This is a genomic window from Streptomyces sp. CB02959, assembly GCF_002803155.1.
Classification (GTDB): Bacteria; Actinomycetota; Actinomycetes; order Streptomycetales; family Streptomycetaceae; genus Streptomyces.
The window spans coordinates 271254-291379 of sequence record NZ_NNBP01000009.1 but is presented as its reverse complement, the minus strand read 5'-3'; the positions used below and the strand labels follow the sequence as shown (position 1 = coordinate 291379).

Sequence of the window (20126 nt, the reverse complement as noted above, 5' to 3'; positions counted from 1 at the left end):
ACCCTGGACGACGCCTGCCGCGACCGGGCCGAACTCGCCGCCCGGCTCGACGCCGTACGGGCCCGGGAGGACCGCGCCTTCGCCGGCATCCTGTCCCTGCTCCCGCTCGCCGACCGCCCCGGCACCGAGGTCAGCGCGGACCTGCCCACCGGGCTCGCGCTGAGCCTCGTCCTGGCCCAGGCGCTGGTCGACGTCGACCTCGCCGCCCCCCTGTGGACCCTGACCCGCGGCGCGGTCGCCACCGACCCGGCCGACCCGCTCGGCAACCCCCTCCAGGCAGCCGTCTGGGGACTGGGGCGGGTCGCCGCCCTGGAGCACCCGCAGCTGTGGCGCGGCCTGATCGACCTGCCGGCCACGCTCGACGCCCCCGCCACCCAGCACCTGGTCAGCGCGTTGGCCACCCGTGGCGGCGAGGACCAGCTCGCCATCCGGGCCACCGGTGCGCTCGGCCGTCGCCTGGTGCGCCACCCGCAGGCCGAACTGCCGCCCGCCGACGCCTTCACCGCGCCGCGCGGCACGGTGCTCGTCACCGGCGGCACCGGTGCGCTCGGCGCCGAGGTGGCCCGCTGGCTCGCCCGCAGCGGCGCCGACCACCTCCTCCTCACCAGCCGCCGCGGCCCCGACGCCCCCGGCGCGGCCGAACTCGCGGCGGAAATAGAGGACTTGGGGGCTCGGGTCACGATCGCGGCCTGCGACACCGCCGACCGCGACGCACTGGCCGCCCTGCTGGCCGCCGTCCCCACCGAGCACCCGCTGTCCGGCGTCGTGCACGCCGCCGGCGTCGGCCAGAACGCCGCCCTCACCGACACCCCGCTGGCCGACGCCGCGGACGCGATGGCCGCCAAGATGCTCGGCGCGGCCCACCTCGACAGCCTCCTGGACGGCCACGACCTGGACCTCTTCGTCCTGGTCTCCTCGATCGCGGGCGTGTGGGGCAGCGCCGGACAGAGCTCCTACGCCGCCGCCAACGCCTACCTCGACGCCCTGGCCGAGCACCGCACGGCCCGCGGCCTGCCCGCCACCTCCGTTGCCTGGGGCCCCTGGGCCGAGGCCGGAATGGCCACCCACGAGGCCGTCACCGACGAACTGCACAAGCGCGGACTGCGCTTCCTCGCGCCCGCGAACGCCCTCACCGAACTGCGCCGCGCCGTCCTCCACGAGGACGTCACGGTCACCGTCGCCGACATCGACTGGGAGCGCTACCACCCGGTCTTCACCGCCGCCCGCGCGAGTGCCCTCTTCGACGAAATCGCCGAGGTCCAGGCACTCGACCGCACCGAGGACGGCAACGCCGCGCCGGAATTCGCCGCACGCCTGCGGGGTCTCGACGAGGACGAGCAGACGCGGCTGCTGATCGACCTGGTGCGCGCCGAGGCGGCCGTGGCCCTCGGCCACGACTCCGCGGACGCCATCGCGGAGCGGCGGGCCTTCCGCGACGCCGGCTTCGACTCGCTGACCGCTGTGGAACTGCGCAAGCGACTGGCCGCCCTCACTGGCCTGGCCCTGCCCGCCACCCTGGTCTTCGACTACCCGACCCCCGCCGCCCTCGTCCGCCACCTGCGCGAGGAACTGCTGGGCACCGCCGGCGACCCGGCCGCTCCGACGGCCGTGGCCGCGACGTCCGCGGGCCGCTTCGACGAGCCCATCGCCATCGTCGGCATGAGCTGCCGCTTCCCGGGCGGCGTCCGTTCCCCGCGGCACCTGTGGGACCTGGTCAGTGACGGCGTCGACGCCATCACCGACTTCCCCATCAACCGCGGTTGGGACACCGGCCTCTACCACCCCGACCCGGACAACCCGGGCACGACCTACTCCGCCCAGGGCGGCTTCCTCCACGACGCGGGCGAGTTCGACGCCTCCTTCTTCGGCATCTCGCCGCGCGAAGCACTGTCGATGGACCCCCAGCAGCGGCTGCTGCTGGAGACCACCTGGGAGGCGTTCGAGTACGCCGGCATCGACCCCACCACCGTCCACGGCAGCGCCACCGGCACCTTCATCGGCTCCACCTACCAGGAGTACGGACTCGGCGTCGAGGACGGCTCCGCCGGCCACCTGGTGACCGGCACCAGCCCGAGCGTGCTCTCCGGCCGCCTGGCCTACCTCTTCGGCCTCGAAGGACCGGCGGTCACCGTCGACACCGCCTGCTCCTCCTCCCTGGTCGCCCTGCACCTGGCCTGCCAGTCCCTGCGCAACGGCGAGAGCTCCCTGGCCCTGGCCGGCGGCGCGACCGTCATGACCAACCCCAACCCGTTCGTCGCCTTCAGCCGGCAGCGGGCCCTGGCCGGCGACGGCCGCTGCAAGGCGTTCTCCGACGGTGCCGACGGCATGACCCTCGCCGAAGGCGTCGGCGTCCTCGTCCTGGAGCGCCTCTCCGACGCCCAGCGCAACGGCCACGAGATCCTCGCCGTCGTCCGCGGCTCGGCCATCAACCAGGACGGCGCCTCCAACGGCCTCTCCGCCCCCAACGGCCCCTCCCAGCAGCGCGTCATCCGCCAGGCCCTGGCCAACGCGGGACTGGCCGCGAAGGACATCGACGCCGTCGAGGCACACGGCACCGGCACCGCCCTCGGCGACCCCATCGAGGCGCAGGCCCTGTTCGCCACCTACGGCCAGGGCCGCGACGCCGAACACCCGCTGCTGCTGGGCTCGGTGAAGTCCAACATCGGCCACACCCAGTCGGCGGCCGGCGTCGCCGGCGTCATCAAGATGGTCCTGGCCCTGCGCCGGGGCGCGCTGCCGCGCACCCTGCACGCCGACACCCCCTCCAGCCACATCGACTGGACCCCGGGCACCGTCGCGCTGCTGCACGAACCCCACGACTGGCCCGAGGGCGAACGCCCGCGCCGCTGCGCCGTCTCCTCCTTCGGCATCAGCGGCACCAACGCCCACACCATCCTCGAAGAGGCCCCGCGCCCGCAGGACGCAGCCCCGGCACCGTCGGTGCCCCCGGCCGGCGACGCCATCCCCTGGATGCTGTCCGCCCGCACCCCGGGCGCGCTGCGCGCCCAGGCAACCCACCTCGCCGCCCACCTCGACGCCGAACCGACGCCCGACGCCCTCGACGTCGGCCACTCCCTGGTGAGCGCGCGCACCCTCTTCGACCACCGCGCGGTCGTCGTCGGCACCGACGACCGGACCCGGCGCGCGGCCCTCGACGCCCTCGCCACCGGCGGCTCCGCGCCCGGCGTCGTCCAGGGCACGGCCGACACCGAAGGCAAGACCGTCTTCGTCTTCCCCGGCCAGGGCTCCCAGTGGGTCGGCATGGGAGCGCGGCTGCTCGACGAGTCCCCGGTCTTCGCCGAGCGCCTGACCGAATGCGCCACCGCCCTCTCGGAGTTCGTCGACTGGTCCCTGCTCGACGTGCTGCGCCAGGCCGACGGCGCACCGACGCTGGACCGCGTCGACGTCGTCCAGCCGGCCTCCTTCGCCGTGATGGTGTCGCTGGCCGCACTGTGGCGCTCCTACGGCATCGAGCCGGACGCCGTGGTCGGCCACTCGCAGGGCGAGATCGCCGCGGCGGCCGTCGCCGGGGCGCTCTCCCTGGAGGACGCGGCCCGCGTCGTCGCCCTGCGCAGCCAGGCCATCGCCCGCGGACTGGCCGGCACCGGCGGCATGCTGTCCGTCCCGCTGCCCGCCACCGACGTCGAAGCGCGCCTGGCCGCCTACGAGGACCTGTCGATCGCCGCGGTCAACGGCCCCCGCTCCACCGTCGTCTCGGGGGCCACCGCGCCGCTGGACGCCCTCCAGGCCGCACTGGTCGCCGAGGACGTCCGCGCCAAGCGCATCGCCGTGGACTACGCCTCGCACTCCGCGCAGGTCGAGCGGGTGCGGGAGGAACTGCACAGCGTCCTGGCGCCGGTCCGCCCGCGCCCGGCCGAGGTGCCGTTCTTCTCCACCGTCACCGGTGACTGGCTGGACACCACCACCATGGACGCCGACTACTGGTACACCAACCTGCGCCAGACCGTCCGCTTCCAGTCCGCCGTCCGCGAACTCCTCGGCCAGGGCCACGGCTTCTTCATCGAGGTCAGCTCGCACCCCGTGCTCGTCATGGGCGTCCAGGCGATCGCCGAGGAGACCGGCGGCACGACCGCGGTCCTCGGCACCCTGCGGCGCGACACCGGCGGCACCGACCGCTTCCTGACGTCCCTGGCCGAAGCCTTCGTCCGGGGCGCGGACGCCGACTGGTCCGCGGTCTTCGCCGACACCGGCGCCCGCCGGGTACCGCTGCCCACCTACGCCTTCCAGCGCGAGCAGATGTGGGCCATCCCCGACCGGACCCAGAACCAGGCCGAAGCGGACCCCGCCGACGCGGAGTTCTGGACCGCGGTGGAGGAGGCGGACGTCGACTCCCTCGCCTCCCGCCTGCATCTGGACCGCGCCGCCCTGGAACCCGTCCTGCCGGCCCTGTCCGACTGGCGCCGGCGCCGGCGTGACCTGGCGGCCGTCGACTCCTGGCGCTACCGCGCCACGTGGCAGCCGCTGACCGCCCTCCCCACGGCGGCCCTGACCGGCACCTGGCTCGTCGTCACCACCGACGACACCGACGGCGACGACGTCACCGCCGTCCTCACCGCGCACGGCGCCGAGGCCCGCACCCTCGTCCTGGACGACGTCTGCCTGGACCGCGCGACGCTGACCACGCGCCTGGCCGACCTCGACGGCGCCGCGGACCTCACGGGCGTGGTGTCCCTGCTGGCCGCCGCCGAGGGCCCGAGCCCGCAGCACCCGGCGCTCAGCCGCGCGACGGCCCTGTCCGTCACGCTCGTCCAGGCGCTCGGCGACGCCGGCCTCGACGCACCGCTGTGGTGCCTGACCCGGGGCGCGGTCTCCACCGGCCGCGCGGATCGGCTCACCCGGCCCGACCAGGCCCAGATCCACGGCCTCGGCTGGACCGCCGCCCTGGAACACCCGCAGCGCTGGGGCGGTCTGGTCGACCTGCCCGACGCACTGGACCGGCGGGCCGCCGAGCGCCTGGCCGCCGTCCTCTCCGGTCGCACGGGCGAGGACCAACTCGCCGTCCGCGCCTCGGGCGTCCTGGCCCGCCGCGTCGTGCGCGCCACCCCCGCCGACCCGGCGCCGGACCGGCCCTGGACGCCGCGGGGCACCACCCTGGTCACCGGCGGCACCGGCACCCTCGCCCCGCACCTGGCCCGCTGGCTCGCCCGGCAGGGCGCCGAGCACGTCGTGCTCACCAGCCGCCGCGGCCCGGCGGCCCCCGGCTCCGACGACATCGTCCGGGAGCTGGCCGAGTTGGGCTGCGAGGCCAGCGTCGTCGCCTGCGACCTGACCGACCGCGACGCGGTCGCCGGGATGCTTCACGCGCTCGTCGCCGACGGCCGCACCGTGCGCACCGTCGTGCACACCGCCGTCACCATCGAACTGGCGACGCTGGAGGAGACGACCCTCGACGACTTCGCGAAGGTCATGGACGCCAAGGTCAACGGCGCCCGACACCTGGACGAGCTGGTCGGCGACGACCTGGACGCCTTCGTCCTGTACTCGTCCACCGCCGGCATGTGGGGCAGCGGCGCCCACGCCGCCTACGTGGCCGGCAACGCCCACCTCAACGCCCTGGCCGAGCACCGCCGCGCCCGCGGCGCCCGGGCCACCGCCGTCTCCTGGGGCATCTGGTCCGACGACCTCAAGCTCGGCCGGGTCGACCCCGGTCAGATCCGCCGCAGCGGACTGGTCTTCATGGACCCAGAACTGGCCCTCACCGGCCTGCGCCAGGCCCTCGACGGCGACGAGACGCACCTGGCCGTCGCCGACGTGGACTGGGAGCGCTACTACCCCGTCTTCACCTCCGCGCGTCCCACCCGGCTCTTCGACGACCTGCCCGAGATCCAGCGGCTCGCCGAACAGACCGGCGGGCCCGCGGAATCCGGCAGCGAGTTCGCCGACCGGCTGCGCGGGCTGGCCCCCGTCGAGCAGGAACGGCTCCTGCTGGACCTGGTCCGCGGCGAGGCCGCCACCGCACTGGGCCACGCCTCGCCCGACGTGCTCTCCGAACAACGCGCCTTCCGCGACGTCGGGTTCGACTCGCTGACCGCCGTCGACCTGCGCAACCGGATCGCCACCGTCACCGGGCTCGCGCTGCCCAGCACCATGGTCTTCGACCACCCCAACCCGCGCGCCCTCGTCACCTTCCTGCGCGACTCCCTCACCGGGGCCGCGGCCGACTCCGGCGCCCCCACCACGTACACCGCGGCCGCCGACGACGAGCCCATCGCCATCATCGGCATGAGCTGCCGCTACCCCGGCGGCGTCGGCTCGCCGGAGGACCTGTGGCGCCTGGTCGTCGAGGGTGGCGACGCCACCGGCGAGTTCCCCACCGACCGCGGTTGGGACGCCGAGGGCCTCTACGACCCCGACCCCGACCGGGCCGGCCACACCTACTCGACCCGCGGCGGCTTCCTGCACGACGCCACCGAGTTCGACGCCTCCTTCTTCGGCATCTCGCCCCGTGAGGCCCTCGCCATGGACCCCCAGCAGCGCCTGCTGCTGGAGACGTCCTGGGAGGCGATGGAGCACGCCGGTCTCGACCCCGCCACCCTGCGCGGCAGCAGCACCGGCACCTTCATCGGCGCCAGCTACCAGGACTACGGAGCCTCCGGCGCGAGCCCGGAGAGCGCCGAGGGCCACCTGATCACCGGCACCATCTCCAGCGTCCTGTCCGGCCGGCTCTCCTACACCTACGGCTTCGAGGGCCCGGCCGTCTCCCTCGACACCGCCTGCTCCTCCTCCCTGGTCGCGCTGCACCTGGCCTGCCAGTCCCTGCGCAACGGCGAGAGCTCCCTGGCCCTCGCGGGCGGCGTCAGCATCATGTCCACGCCCGCCGCGTTCGTCGGCTTCAGCCGCCAGCGCGCGATGGCCGCCGACGGCCGCTGCAAGGCCTACTCCGACCAGGCCGACGGCATGAGCCTGGCCGAGGGCGTCGGCCTGGTCCTCGTCGAACGCCTCTCCGACGCCCGCCGCAACGGGCACCGGGTCCTCGCCGTCGTCCGCGGCTCCGCCGTCAACCAGGACGGCGCCTCCAACGGCCTGACCGCGCCCAACGGCCCGTCCCAGCAGCGCGTCATCGGGCAGGCACTGGCCAACGCCAAGGTGGACGCCGGCGGCATCGACGTCATCGACGGACACGGCACCGGCACCGCCCTCGGCGACCCCATCGAGGCGCAGGCCCTGCTCGCCACCTACGGCCAGGGCCGCGACCCCGAACACCCGCTGCTGCTGGGCTCGGTGAAGTCCAACATCGGCCACACCCAGATGGCGTCCGGCGTCGCCAGCGTCATCAAGATGGTGATGGCCCTGCGCCACGGCACCGTGCCGCGCACCCTGCACGTCGACCGGCCCTCCTCGCACGTCGACTGGAGCTCCGGCGCCCTCCGACTGCTCACCGAGCCGCTGCCCTGGCCGAGCACCGGACACCCGCGCCGCGCGGGCGTCTCCTCCTTCGGCCTCAGCGGCACCAACGTCCACACCATCCTCGAACAGGCCCCCGAGGACCCGTCCGAGGACACCACCGCCACCCCGCCCACCGGCGCGGTCGATGCCGCCCCCGTGCCGGTGCTGCTGTCCGGGCACACCGAAGCGGCACTGCGCGCCCAGGCAGGCCGGCTGCTGTCCCACCTCGCCGACCACCCCGACCTGCCGCTGACCGACCTCGCACACTCCCTCGCCACCTCCCGGTCCGCCCTGGAGCACCGTGCGGCCGTCGTCATCGACGACCACGACGCCCTCACCCGGGCCCTGACCGCACTGCGCGACGCGACCGCCGACGCCGGGCTGCTCACCGGCCGCCCGGACCACGGCCGATTGGCCTTCCTCTTCACCGGCCAGGGCAGCCAGCGCCCCGGAATGGGCCGCGAGCTCTACGACCGGCACCCGGTCTACGCCGAGGCACTGGACGCCGTACTGGCCCGCTTCGACCTGGAACTCGACCGTCCGCTGCGGGAGATCCTCTTCGCCGCCCCGCACACCCCCGAGGCCGCGCTGCTGGACGAGACCCACTACACCCAGCCCGCCCTCTTCGCCCTCGAAGTGGCCCTGTTCCGCCTCGCCGAGTCCTGGGGCCTGCGCCCCGACTACGTCGCGGGCCACTCCATCGGCGAGTTCGCCGCCGCGCACGCCGCGGGAGTCCTCTCCCTGGAGGACGCCTGCACCCTGGTGGCGGCCCGCGGCCGGCTGATGGCCGCACTGCCCGCCGGCGGCGCCATGACCTCCGTCGAAGCCACCGAGGACGAGGTGACCGCCGCGCTCGCCCCGTACGAGGGCCGGGCCGCGATCGCCGCCGTCAACACCCCGACCTCCCTGGTCGTCTCGGGCGACGAGGACGCGGTGCACGCCGTCGCGGCGCACTTCGAGGAGCGCGGCCGCCGCACCAAGCGACTGCGCGTCAGCCACGCCTTCCACTCGCCGCACATGGACCCGATGCTGGCGGACTTCGCCCGCGTCGTCCGCGACGTCACCTGCCAGGCACCCACCGTGCCGCTGGTGTCCACCGTCACCGGCACCCTGCTCACCCACGACGAACTCGCCGCACCGGAGTACTGGACCGGGCAGGTCCGCGGCACCGTCCGCTTCGCCGACGCCGTGCGGCAGCTCACCGAGCACGGCGTGACGACCTTCTTCGAGCTCGGCCCGGACGCGGTGCTCAGCGGCGCGGTCCGCGAGGGCACCGACGAGGAGACCCGCGCCACCGCCGTCCCGGCCCTGCGCCGGGACCGGCCCGAGGCCCCGGCCCTGACCACGGCACTGGCCCAACTGCACCTCCACGGGGTCCGGGTCGACTGGGACGCGGTGTTCGCGGGCCGGGCGGCCCGCCGCATCGACCTGCCGACCTACCCGTTCCAGCGCCAGCGCTTCTGGCCCGAGCCGAGCGCCGAAGCCGCCGCACCGGCCCACCCCGCCGACGCCGCGGACGCGGACTTCTGGTCGGCGGTGGAGCGCGCGGACCTCGCGTCCCTGGGATCCGCACTGGACCTGGACGACGACACCCTCACGACCGTCGTGCCCGCCCTCTCCGCCTGGCGGCGGCGCAGCCGGGAGCGCTCCACCATCGACGGCTGGCGCTACCGCACCACCTGGAAGCGCCTGACCGCCCCGACGGTCACCGCCCGCCCCGCCGGGACCTGGCTGGTGCTCGTACCGGCCGACGGCGATCCGGCGTGGTGCGAGGCGGTCGCCGGTGCCCTGGGCGCCGCCGCGGTACGCCTCACCGTCACCGCCCCGGACCGCCGCGAGCTGACCGGGCTGCTGACCGAACTCGTCGCGGAACACGGCACGTTCGACGGTGTCCTGTCCCTGCTGGCCACGGCCGGCGACGGCGCCGAGGACCCCGCCGACACCACGACCACCGGCCTGCTGCTGACGGCGACCGCCGTCCAGTCCCTCGGCGACGCGGGCATCGAGGCGCCCCTGTGGTGCGTGACCCGCACCGCCGTCGCCGTGGACCGGGCCGAGCACCCGGCCCGGCCGGCACAGGCCGCCGTCTGGGGCCTGGGCCGCGTGGCCGCACTGGAGCAGCCGCAGCGCTGGGGCGGTCTCGTCGACCTGCCCGACGCGCTCGACGGCACCACCCTCGGTCGCCTGACCGCCGTCCTCACCGACAGCGGCGGCGAGGACCAACTCGCCCTGCGCGCCACCGCGGCCTTCGCCCGCCGCCTGTCCCACCACCGCGCCGAACCGGCCCCCGAGACCGGCACCTTCCGCCCCACCGGCACCGTGCTGGTCACCGGTGGCACCGGCGCCCTCGGCGGACACGTCGCCCGGTGGCTGGCCGCGGCGGGCGCCCCGCACCTGCTGCTCGTCAGCCGTCGCGGCGCCGACGCGCCCGGCGCCGCCGACCTGGCCGCGGAGATCGAGGAGTCGGGCGCCCGGGTCACCCTCGCGGCGTGCGACACCGCAGACCGCGACGCGCTCACCGCGCTCCTGGCCACCGTCCCCGACGAACAGCCGCTCACCGCGGTGTTCCACACCGCGGGCACCGTCGACGACGGCACCCTGGACACCCTCACCCCCGAGCAGTTCAGCGCCGTCCTGCGCGCCAAGGTCACCGCCACGGTCAACCTCCACGAGGCCACCCGCGAGAAGGAGTTGAGCGCGTTCGTGCTCTTCTCCTCCGTGGCCGGCACCCTCGGCGCACCCGGCCAGGGCAACTACGCGGCGGCCAACGCCTTCCTCGACGCCTTCGCCGAACGGCGCCGCGCCCACGGCCTGCCCGCGACCTCGCTGGCCTGGGGCCCCTGGGCGGAGACCGGGATGGCGGCCGACGGCACCAGCGTCCAGGAACGCATCCGCCGCGGCGGCTACAACCCCCTGCCGCCCCGGCTCGCCCTCACCGCCCTGCGGCGGGCGATCGAGCACGGCGCCCCGACGCTGACCCTCGCGGACATCGACTGGCCGCGCTACGCGGAGGTGTTCACCGCCCTGCGCCCCAGTCCCCTCGTCGGCGACCTGCCCGCACTGCGCCGGGCCACCACGCCCACCGGGACCGAGCACGCCGCCCTGCCGGAGCCGGCCCTGCGCCAGCGGCTCGCCGGACTCTCGCCGACCGCGCGCCCCGGCTTCGTCCTGGACCTGGTGCGCACCCGGGTGGCCGCGGTCCTCGGACACGCCGGCACCTCGGACATCGGCGCCGACCGCGCCTTCAGCGACCTGGGCTTCGACTCGCTGACCACCGTCGAACTGCGCAACACCCTCACGGCCACCACCGGCCTGAAACTGCCCGCGACCCTCGTCTACGACTACCCGACCCCGACCGCACTCGCCGACTTCCTGCTCGGCGAACTCCTCGGCACCCTCCCCGCGGTGGACGTGGCCGGCCCGGCCCCCGCCGGCCGCGCGGCCGACGACGACCCCATCGCCGTCGTCGGCATGAACTGCCGCTTCCCCGGCGGCATCCGGTCGCCCGAGGACCTCTGGCAGCTGCTGAGCCGCGGCGAGGACGCCATCGGCGGCTTCCCCGCGGACCGCGGCTGGGACCTCGACGCGCTCGCCCACGGTGCCTCCGCCACCCTCGAAGGCGGGTTCCTGGACGGCGTGGGCCTCTTCGACGCGGCCTTCTTCGGGATCTCGCCGCGCGAGGCACTGGCCATGGACCCGCAGCAGCGGCTGCTGCTGGAGACCTCGTGGGAGGCGTTCGAGCGCGCCGGCATCGACGCCACCACCCTGCGTGGCAGCCGCACCGGCGTGTTCGTGGGCACCAACGGCCAGGACTACACCGAGCTGCTGCGTCAGGGCACCGGCACCGCCGACCTCCGCGGCCACGTCGCGACCGGCAACACCGCCAGCGTCCTGTCCGGGCGGCTGTCCTACACCTTCGGGCTGGAGGGCCCGGCCGTCACCGTCGACACCGCCTGCTCCTCCGCGCTGGTCGCCCTGCACATGGCCGCCAACGCGCTGCGCAACGGCGAGTGCACCCTCGCCCTGGCCGGTGGCGTCTCGGTGATGTCCAGTCCCGGTGCCTTCACCGAGTTCACGATCCAGGGCGGTCTGGCCCCCGACGGGCGGTGCAAGCCCTTCGCCGAAGCGGCCGACGGCACGAGTTGGTCCGAGGGCGTGGGCGTGCTCGTCCTGGAACGCCTCTCCGAAGCCCGCCGCAACGGCCACGAGGTGTGGGGCATCGTGCGCGGCACCGCCGTCAACCAGGACGGTGCCTCCAACGGGCTGACCGCGCCCAACGGGCGGGCCCAGCAGCGCGCCATCCGCCAGGCCCTCGCCGACGCCCGCCTCGCCCCCGCCGACATCGACGTCGTCGAGGCGCACGGCACCGGCACCACCCTCGGCGACCCCATCGAAGCGGGCGCCCTGATCGCCGCCTACGGGCCGGACCGGCCGCGGCCGCTGCTGGTCGGAGCCGTCAAGTCCAACCTGGGCCACACCCAGGCGGCCGCCGGCGTCGCCGGCACCCTCAAGCTGCTCCTGGCGATGCGCCACGGCGTCCTGCCCAAGACCCTGCACATCGACGCCCCGTCCTCGCACGTCGACTGGACCGACGGTTCGGTCGCGCTCGTCACCGAGCAGCAGGACTGGCCCGCGACCGGGCAGGTCCGGCGGGCCGGTGTCTCGGCCTTCGGTGTCAGCGGCACCAACGCCCACGTCATCCTCGAACAGGCACCGGACACCGAGGAGCCGGTGGCGCCGGAGCCCGTGACCGTGCCGGGCCTGGTGCCGTGGCCGGTGTCGGGCAAGTCCGCGGCCGCGCTGGCGGCCCAGATCGAGCGGGTCTCGGCACTGACCGGGGCGTCACCGCTCGACGTCGGCCACTCCCTGGCCACCGGCCGTTCGGCCTTCGCCCACCGCGCGGTGCTCGCCACCGACGGGACGGCGGTGCGGGAACTCGCCCGCGGCGTCTCCCGCGGGAGCGACGGGAAGCTGGCGGTGCTGTTCTCCGGTCAGGGTGCGCAACGGGTCGGCATGGGCCGGGAGTTGTACGACAGGTTCCCGGTGTTCGCGGCGGCGTTGGACGAGGTGCTGGCGCACTTCGACGACGAGCTGCGGGAGGTGCTGTTCGGCGCTGCGGACGGCCTGGACGAGACGGGCTTCACCCAGCCGGCGTTGTTCGCCGTCGAGGTGGCGCTGTTCCGGCTGGCGGAGTCCCTCGGAGTACGACCGGACTTCGTCGCCGGGCATTCGATCGGTGAGATCGCGGCGGCGCACGTCGCCGGGGTGTTCTCGCTCGCGGACGCGTGCGCGTTGGTGGCGGCCCGGGCGCGGTTGATGCAGGCGCTGCCCGCGGGCGGCGCGATGGTGGCCGTCCAGGCGTCCGAGGACGAGGTCGGTCCGCGGTTGGTCGAGGGCGTGTCGATCGCGGCGGTCAACGGCCCCGAGGCGCTCGTCCTCGCCGGCCGGGAGGCCGACGTGCTCGCCCTGGCGGCAGAGCTGGCAGGCGAGGGGCGCAAGACGCAACGCCTGGCGGTGAGCCACGCCTTCCACTCGGCGTTGATGGAGCCGATGTTGGCGGACTTCCGCCGGGTGGCCGAGGAGCTGTCGTACGAGGCCCCGCAGATTCCCGTCGTGTCCAACGTGACGGGTCAGGTCGCCGCCGCGGAGTCGCTGTGCTCGCCCGACTACTGGGTGCGGCACGTGCGGGAGACGGTGCGCTTCGCCGACGGCGTGCGCACGCTTGAGGCCGAAGGCGCCTCGGTCTTCCTGGAGTTGGGCCCGGACGGCGTGCTGACCGCGATGGCCCAGCACACCCTGGACGGGACCGCGACCGTCGTTCCGGCGCTGCGCAAGGACCGGCCGGAGGAGACCGCGCTGCTCACCGCGCTCGCCCAGCTGTACGTGGTGGGCGTCGCGGTGGACTGGTCGGGCGTCTTCGCCGGTACCGGCGCCCGCCGCGTGGACCTGCCCACCTACCCCTTCCAGCAGGAGTGGTTCTGGCCCGAGGTCGCGGCCGCCGAGCCCCACCACGACGGCCCGCAGGACTCCGCGGACGCCGACTTCTGGGACGCGGTGGAGCGCGCGGACGTCCCGGCGCTCGCCGACGACCTGGAACTCGACGACGCCGCACTGGCGACCCTCGTCCCCGCCCTGTCCGCCTGGCGCCGCAAGCGCGTCGAACGCTCCACCGTCGACGGTTGGCGCTACCGGGTGACCTTCACCCCGCTGGCCGGCACCGCGCCCGGCACCCTCACCGGACGGTGGCTGGCGCTCGTCCCGACGGGCGGCACCGACGACGTGTGGACCGCCGCCGTCCTCGCCGCCCTCGGCGAGACGGCCGTCCTCGTCGAGGCCGACCCGACCGACCGCGCCGCGCTCACCGGCCGGCTGACCGAACTCGCGGCGCAGGAGGACGGGTTCACGGGAGCGGTCTCACTGCTCGCCGCCCCGTACGCCGACGCGCTCCCCGCCGGACCGGCCTGGCCGACCGAGGCCGTGGCGGCCCTGGCGGACGCCGGGATCGACGCCCCCCTGTGGTGCGTCACCCGCGACGCGGTGTCGGTGGGCCGCACGGAGACCGAGGTCAGCCCCGCCCAGGCGATGGTGTGGGGAATCGGCCGGGTCGCCGCCGTGGACCACCCGGACCGCTGGGGCGGTCTGGTGGACGTGCCGCCGGTGCTCGACCGGCGCGCGGCCGAACGGTTCCGCACCGTCCTCGCGGGCATCGGCGCCGAGGACCAGGTCGCGCTGCGGGCCTCCGGCCTCTACGGGCGACGGTTGGTGCGCGCCGCGCACGACGGCCCCGCGACACCGTGGCAGCCGACCGGCACGGTCCTGATCGTCGGCCCGGCCGCCGGCACCGGCGGCCAGTGCGTCCGCTGGCTCGCCGGGCAGGGCGCCCAGCACCTGGTGCTGGCCGACCCCACCGCCCCGGACGGGGCGCCGGCGCGGCCGGCATTCGACGATCTGGGCGTGCCGGTGACGGTCCTCGACTGCGGCCCCTCCGACGGGGAGGCACTGCTGACCGCGCTCGCCGCGCTGCCGGCCGAGGCACCGTTGACCGCCGTCGTGCACACCGACGAGCCGTCCGACGCGGCACAGCCGCATGCCGCCCTGGCCGCACTGCGCGCCAACGTGGCGCAGCTCGCGGAGATCGCCGAGGCGGCGGCCGGCGACCGTCCCCTGGACGCGTTCGTCCTCTTCTCCACGATCGCCGCGACGTGGGGCGCCGGTGGCCGCGTCATCGAGGCCGCGGCGGGCGCCCAACTCGCCTGCGCGACAAGGGTGTTGCGTCAGCGCGGGCTGCCGGCCGTGACGGTCGCCTGGGGCGGCTGGGCCGGCCTCGCGTCCGACGGCCTGGCGGCCCACCTGAGGGTCAACGGCCTGCCGCCGATGGACTCCGCGCAGGCCCTGACCGCCCTCGCCCACTCGCTCGACACCGACACCGACGCGGTGACGATCGCCGACGTCCGCTGGGACCGGTTCGCGCCCGCCTTCACCCGCAACCGGAGCAGTGCCCTCTTCGCGGAACTGCCCGAGGCCCGGGCAGCGCTCGCGCAGCCGGACGCCGCCGAGGCGGGCCCGGCAGGCACCGCGACCGGCCTGCGCGCCGAACTCGCCGCCCGCCCGGCCGCGGAACGGACCGAGGTCCTGCTGGCCCTCGTCCGCACCCGGGTCGCCGCGGTGCTCGGGTTCGCGGACGCCGACGCCGTACCGTCCGGCCAGCCGTTCCGGGACCTCGGCTTCGACTCGCTGACCGGAGTGGACCTGCGCAACCAACTGGCCACCGCCACCGGTCTCGCACTGCCCGCGACCCTCGTCTTCGACTACCCCACGGCCGAGGCGCTCGCCGACCACCTGCGGGCCGAACTCCTCGGCGAGGAAACGGCGGAGCACGGCGCGGCCCTGCGGGTGGGGTCCGCCGCCACGACCGACGACCCGGTCGTCATCGTCGGCATGAGCTGCCGCTACCCGGGCGGGGTCAGCTCGCCCGAGGACCTGTGGCAGCTGGTCACGGACGAAGTCGACGCCATCGGGGGCTTCCCCACGGACCGCGGCTGGGACCTGGACCGACTGCTGCGCGGCGACCGGAACGGCCGCGGCCGGACCGTCACCCGCGAAGGCGGTTTCCTCTACGACGTCGCCGACTTCGACCCCGGGTTCTTCGGGATCTCGCCGCGCGAGGCGATGGTGATGGACCCGCAGCAGCGCATCCTGCTGGAAGCGACCTGGGAGGCGCTGGAGCGCGCCGGCATCGACCCCGTCGGGCTGCGCGGCGGCGACACCGGGGTGTTCGTCGGCGGCGGATCGGGCGACTACCGGCCCGAGGCCGGCCAGCTCGGCCACGCGCAGACCGCCCAGTCGGCGAGCCTGCTCTCCGGCCGGGTGTCCTACACCTTCGGTCTGGAAGGCCCCTCCGTCAGCGTCGACACGGCCTGCTCGTCGTCCCTGGTGGCGCTCCACCTGGCCGCCCAGGCACTGCGGGCGGGGGAGTGCGCCCTCGCCGTCACCGGCGGCGTGACGGTGATGTCCAGCCCGGTGAACTTCGTCGAGTTCGGCGAGATGGGGGCGCTCGCCGCGGACGGCCGCTGCCGGCCCTTCGCGTCCGCCGCGGGCGGCACCGGCTGGTCCGAGGGCGTCGGCGTCCTCGTCCTGGAACGGCTGTCCGACGCCCGCCGCAACGGGCACCAGGTGCTCGCGGTGCTGCGCGGCTCCGCCGTCAACCAGGACGGTGCCAGCAACGGCATCACCGCGCCCAACGGGCCCTCGCAGCGCCGGGTCATCCAGCGGGCGCTGGCCGCCGCGGCACTCGCACCGGCCGACGTGGACGCGGTGGAGGCCCACGGCACCGGAACCACCCTGGGCGACCCCATCGAAGCGCAGGCACTGCTGGCCACCTACGGACAGGGCCGGGCACCCGAACTGCCCCTCCTGCTGGGCTCGTTGAAGTCCAACATCGGCCACACCCAGGCCGCCGCCGGCGTCGCCGGCGTGATCAAGATGGTGTTGGCGATGCAGCACGGCGTACTGCCCAGGTCCCTGCACATCGACGAGCCCTCGGCGCACGTCGACTGGACCGCCGGCGGCGTCGAACTGCTGACCGGAGCGGTCGCGTGGCCGCAGACCGGACGACCGCGCCGGGCCGGCATCTCGGCCTTCGGTGCCAGCGGCACCAACTCCCACGTGATCATCGAGCAGCCCGCACCGGTCACGGCGGACGAACCCGCCCGCCCCGAGCCGGCCGGCCTGCTGCCGGTCCCGGTGACGGGCACCGTGCCGGAGGCGCTGCGGGCCCAGGCCCGACGGCTGCACGCCCACGTGGCCGCCCGTCCGGACCTCACCGTCGCCGAGGTGGCACTGTCCGCGGCCACCACCCGGTCGGCCTTCGCCCACCGGGCCGCTGTCCTCGCCGAAGACCGCGAGGAGCTCCTCGCCGGTCTGGCCGCGCTCGCCGACGGCCTCGACACCCCCCAGGTCCTGCACGGCCGGGCGGCGGAGCGCCGGGGCAAGCTCGCGGTGCTGTTCTCCGGCCAGGGCTCGCAGCGGGTGGGCATGGGACGTGAACTCCACGCCCGCTACCCGGTGTTCGCCGAGGCCCTCGACGCGGTGACGGCACACCTGGACACGGAACTGGACCTCCCCCTGCGGGACGTCATGTTCGGTGACGAGGAGGGCCTGAACGCGACGGGCTTCACCCAGCCGGCACTGTTCGCGGTCGAGGTGGCGCTGTTCCGGCTGGTCGAGTCGTGGGGCATCCGCCCGGACTTCGTGGCCGGGCACTCGATCGGCGAGATCACGGCGGCGCACGTGGCCGGGGTCCTCTCCCTGGACGACGCGTGCCGGCTGGTGGCCGCCCGAGCGCGGCTGATGAACGCCCTGCCCACGGGCGGCGCCATGATCGCCGTCCAGGCGTCCGAGGAGGAGGCCCGGTCGCACCTGGCCGACGACGTGTGCCTCGCCGCGGTCAACGGGCCGCGGTCGGTGGTGCTCTCCGGCGACGAGGACGCCGTGTCGGAGGTGGCGGAGAAGTTCACCGCGGACGGCCGGAAGACTACGCGTTTGCGGGTCAGCCATGCGTTTCACTCCGTGCACATGGATGCCATGCTCCAGGACTTCCGACGGGTCGCCGCGACCCTCACCTACCACGCCCCGGCGATCCCGCTCGTGTCCAACGTGACCGGCCGGGCCGCCACCGACCAGCAGGTGTGCGACCCGGACTACTGGGTCAGGCACGTCCGCGAGGCGGTCCGCTTCGCCGACGGGGTGCAGACCCTGGCCGAACGCGGCGTGACCGCCTTCCTGGAACTCGGCCCCGACGGCACGCTCTGCGCCATGGCCCAGGACACCCTGGACGCCCTGCCCACGCAGCCGGTCACCGTACCGGCGCTGCGCCGGGACCGCGGTGAACAGGAGTCCGTGCTCAGCGCCCTGACCCGGCTGTACGTCGGGGGAGTCGCCCCCGACTGGGACGCACTGTTCGGCACCGCCGCGACCGCGCCCCGCCGCACCGACCTGCCCACCTACCCCTTCCAGCACCAGCGGTACTGGCCGGCCACCGAGTCCGCCGCCGACCCCGGGGCCCCGGCCGAGGGGGACGACGGCTTCTGGTCGGCGGTGCGCGAGGCCGACTTCGCCGCGCTGGAGACGACCCTCAACGTCGACGGTGACGCCCTGGCCAAGGTGCTGCCCGCGCTCGCGGACTGGCGCCGCCGGCGGGACGAGGAGCACACCGTCGACGGGTGGCGGCAGCAGATCGGCTGGCAGCCGCTCACCGCACAGCCCGCCCCCGCCCCGGCCGGCACCTGGCTCGCCGTGCTCCCCGCCGGCTCGTCCGACGACGCCTGGGCCGCCGACGCCGTCGCCGCCCTGGGCCCGAACACCGTGCGCCTGGAAGTGCCCGGCCCGGACCGCGTGGCGCTGGCCGCGCGACTGCACCAACTGGTCGACGAAGGAGGCGAGTTCACCGGAGTGGTCTCCCTGCTCGCCCTCGCCGAGGGGTCCGGCCCCGACACGGCGACGGCCCCCGCGGGACTGGCCCTGACCACCGCCCTGCTCCAGGCGCTCGGCGACGCGGAGATCGCCGCACCCCTGTGGTGCGTCACCCGCGGCGCGGTAGCGGCCGCCCCCGCCGAACCGGTGCCCGGGCTCGCCCAGGCCGCCGTGTGGGGCCTGGGGCGGGTCGCCGCCCTGGAGTACCCGCAGCGCTGGGGCGGACTGATCGACCTGCCCGACACCCTCGACGAGCGGACCGCGGCCCGCTTCGCGGAAACCCTCACGGCCCCCGGGGGAGAGGACCAGATCGCGATCCGGCCCTCCGCCGCCCTCGGCCGCCGACTGGTGCCCGTACCGGCCGGGCAGGGCGCGGCGGAGTGGGAGCCCACCGGCACCGTCCTGATCACCGGCGGCACCGGAGCCCTGGGCGCCCAGGTCGCCCGCCGGCTCGCCGCGGCGGGCGCCCGGCACCTGCTGCTGCTCAGCCGCCGGGGCGCCGACGCCCCCGGCGCGGACGGCCTGCGGGCCGAACTGACCGCACTGGGCGCCGAGGTCACCCTCGCCGCCTGCGACGCCGCCGACCGCGACGCGCTCGCCGCGGTCCTCGCCGCGGTCCCCGACGACGCGCCGCTGACCGGGGTGATCCACACCGCGGGCGTCCTGGACGACGGTGTCCTCGACAGCCTCACCCCGGACCGCTACGAGGCCGTCTTCCGCGCCAAGGCCGCCTCGGCCCTGGCCCTGCACGACCTCACCCGGGACCGGGACCTGGCGGTCTTCGCCCTGTTCTCCTCGTCCTCCGGAGCGGTCGGCAACCTCGGCCAGGCCAACTACGCCGCCGCCAACGCCTACCTGGACGCCCTGGCCGAACACCGCCGGGCCCGGGGCCTGGCCGCGACCTCGGTCGCCTGGGGCGTGTGGGGCGGCGAGGGCATGGCAGCCGACCAGCGGGCGGCCGACCTGGCCCAGCGCACCGGAATCCGTGCGCTGGACCCGGACCTCGCCGTCGTGGCGCTGCGCCGGGCCGTCATGGACGGACGGCCCACCGAGATCGTCGCCGACCTCGACCGCGACCGGTTCGTCCGTTCCTTCACCGCCGTACGGCCCAGCCCGCTGCTCGGCGTGCCGGCCGGCACCGAGGACCAGGCGGCGCAGGACAGTGGCGCCGGCGCCACCGCTGACGCCCTGCGCGAGCAGTTGACGGGCCAGACACCGGCGCAGCGCGCCCGGACCGTACTGGACCTGGTCCGCAGCCGCGCCGCGGCGGTACTGGGACACCCCACGGCCGACGCCGTGGGGGCCGACCGGGCCTTCCGCGACCTCGGCTTCGACTCCCTCAGCGCCGTCGAACTGCGCAACCAACTCGGCGCCGCGACCGGACTGACCCTGGCCGCCACGCTCGTCTTCGACCACCCCAACCCCAGCGAGCTGGCGGACCACGTCCTGGCCCGGCTCGTCCCCGACGAGGGGCCGGGGCAGGATGCGGCCGGCGACGACGAGGCGGACGCCGCGGGCATCCGGGCCCTCCTCACCTCCGTCCCCATGAAGCGACTGCGCGAGATCGGCGTGCTCGACCCCCTGCTGAAGCTCGCCGCCGAACAGGCCGCGGCCTCCGACGACGCGGCCGCCACGACGGCGGACGACGCCTACGACGCATCGATCGACGCCATGGACGTCGCCGACCTGGTGCAGGCGGCGTTCGACGGCAACTCCTCCCACGAGCGTGGACAGAGCTGAAAGAGCGG

At 75.4% G+C, this 20126-nt stretch carries 1 protein-coding gene (only partly in view); it reads left to right on the top strand.

Annotated elements, in window-relative coordinates:
- Positions 1-20118, top strand: partial view of a type I polyketide synthase gene (locus tag CG747_RS17145; RefSeq protein ID WP_100602595.1) — the 3' portion only. It extends 8397 nt beyond the left edge of the window; the window shows 20118 of its 28515 coding nt (coding positions 8398-28515); its start codon lies beyond the left edge, outside the window; the stop codon is at positions 20116-20118.
- The last annotated feature ends 8 nt before the right edge of the window (positions 20119-20126 follow it).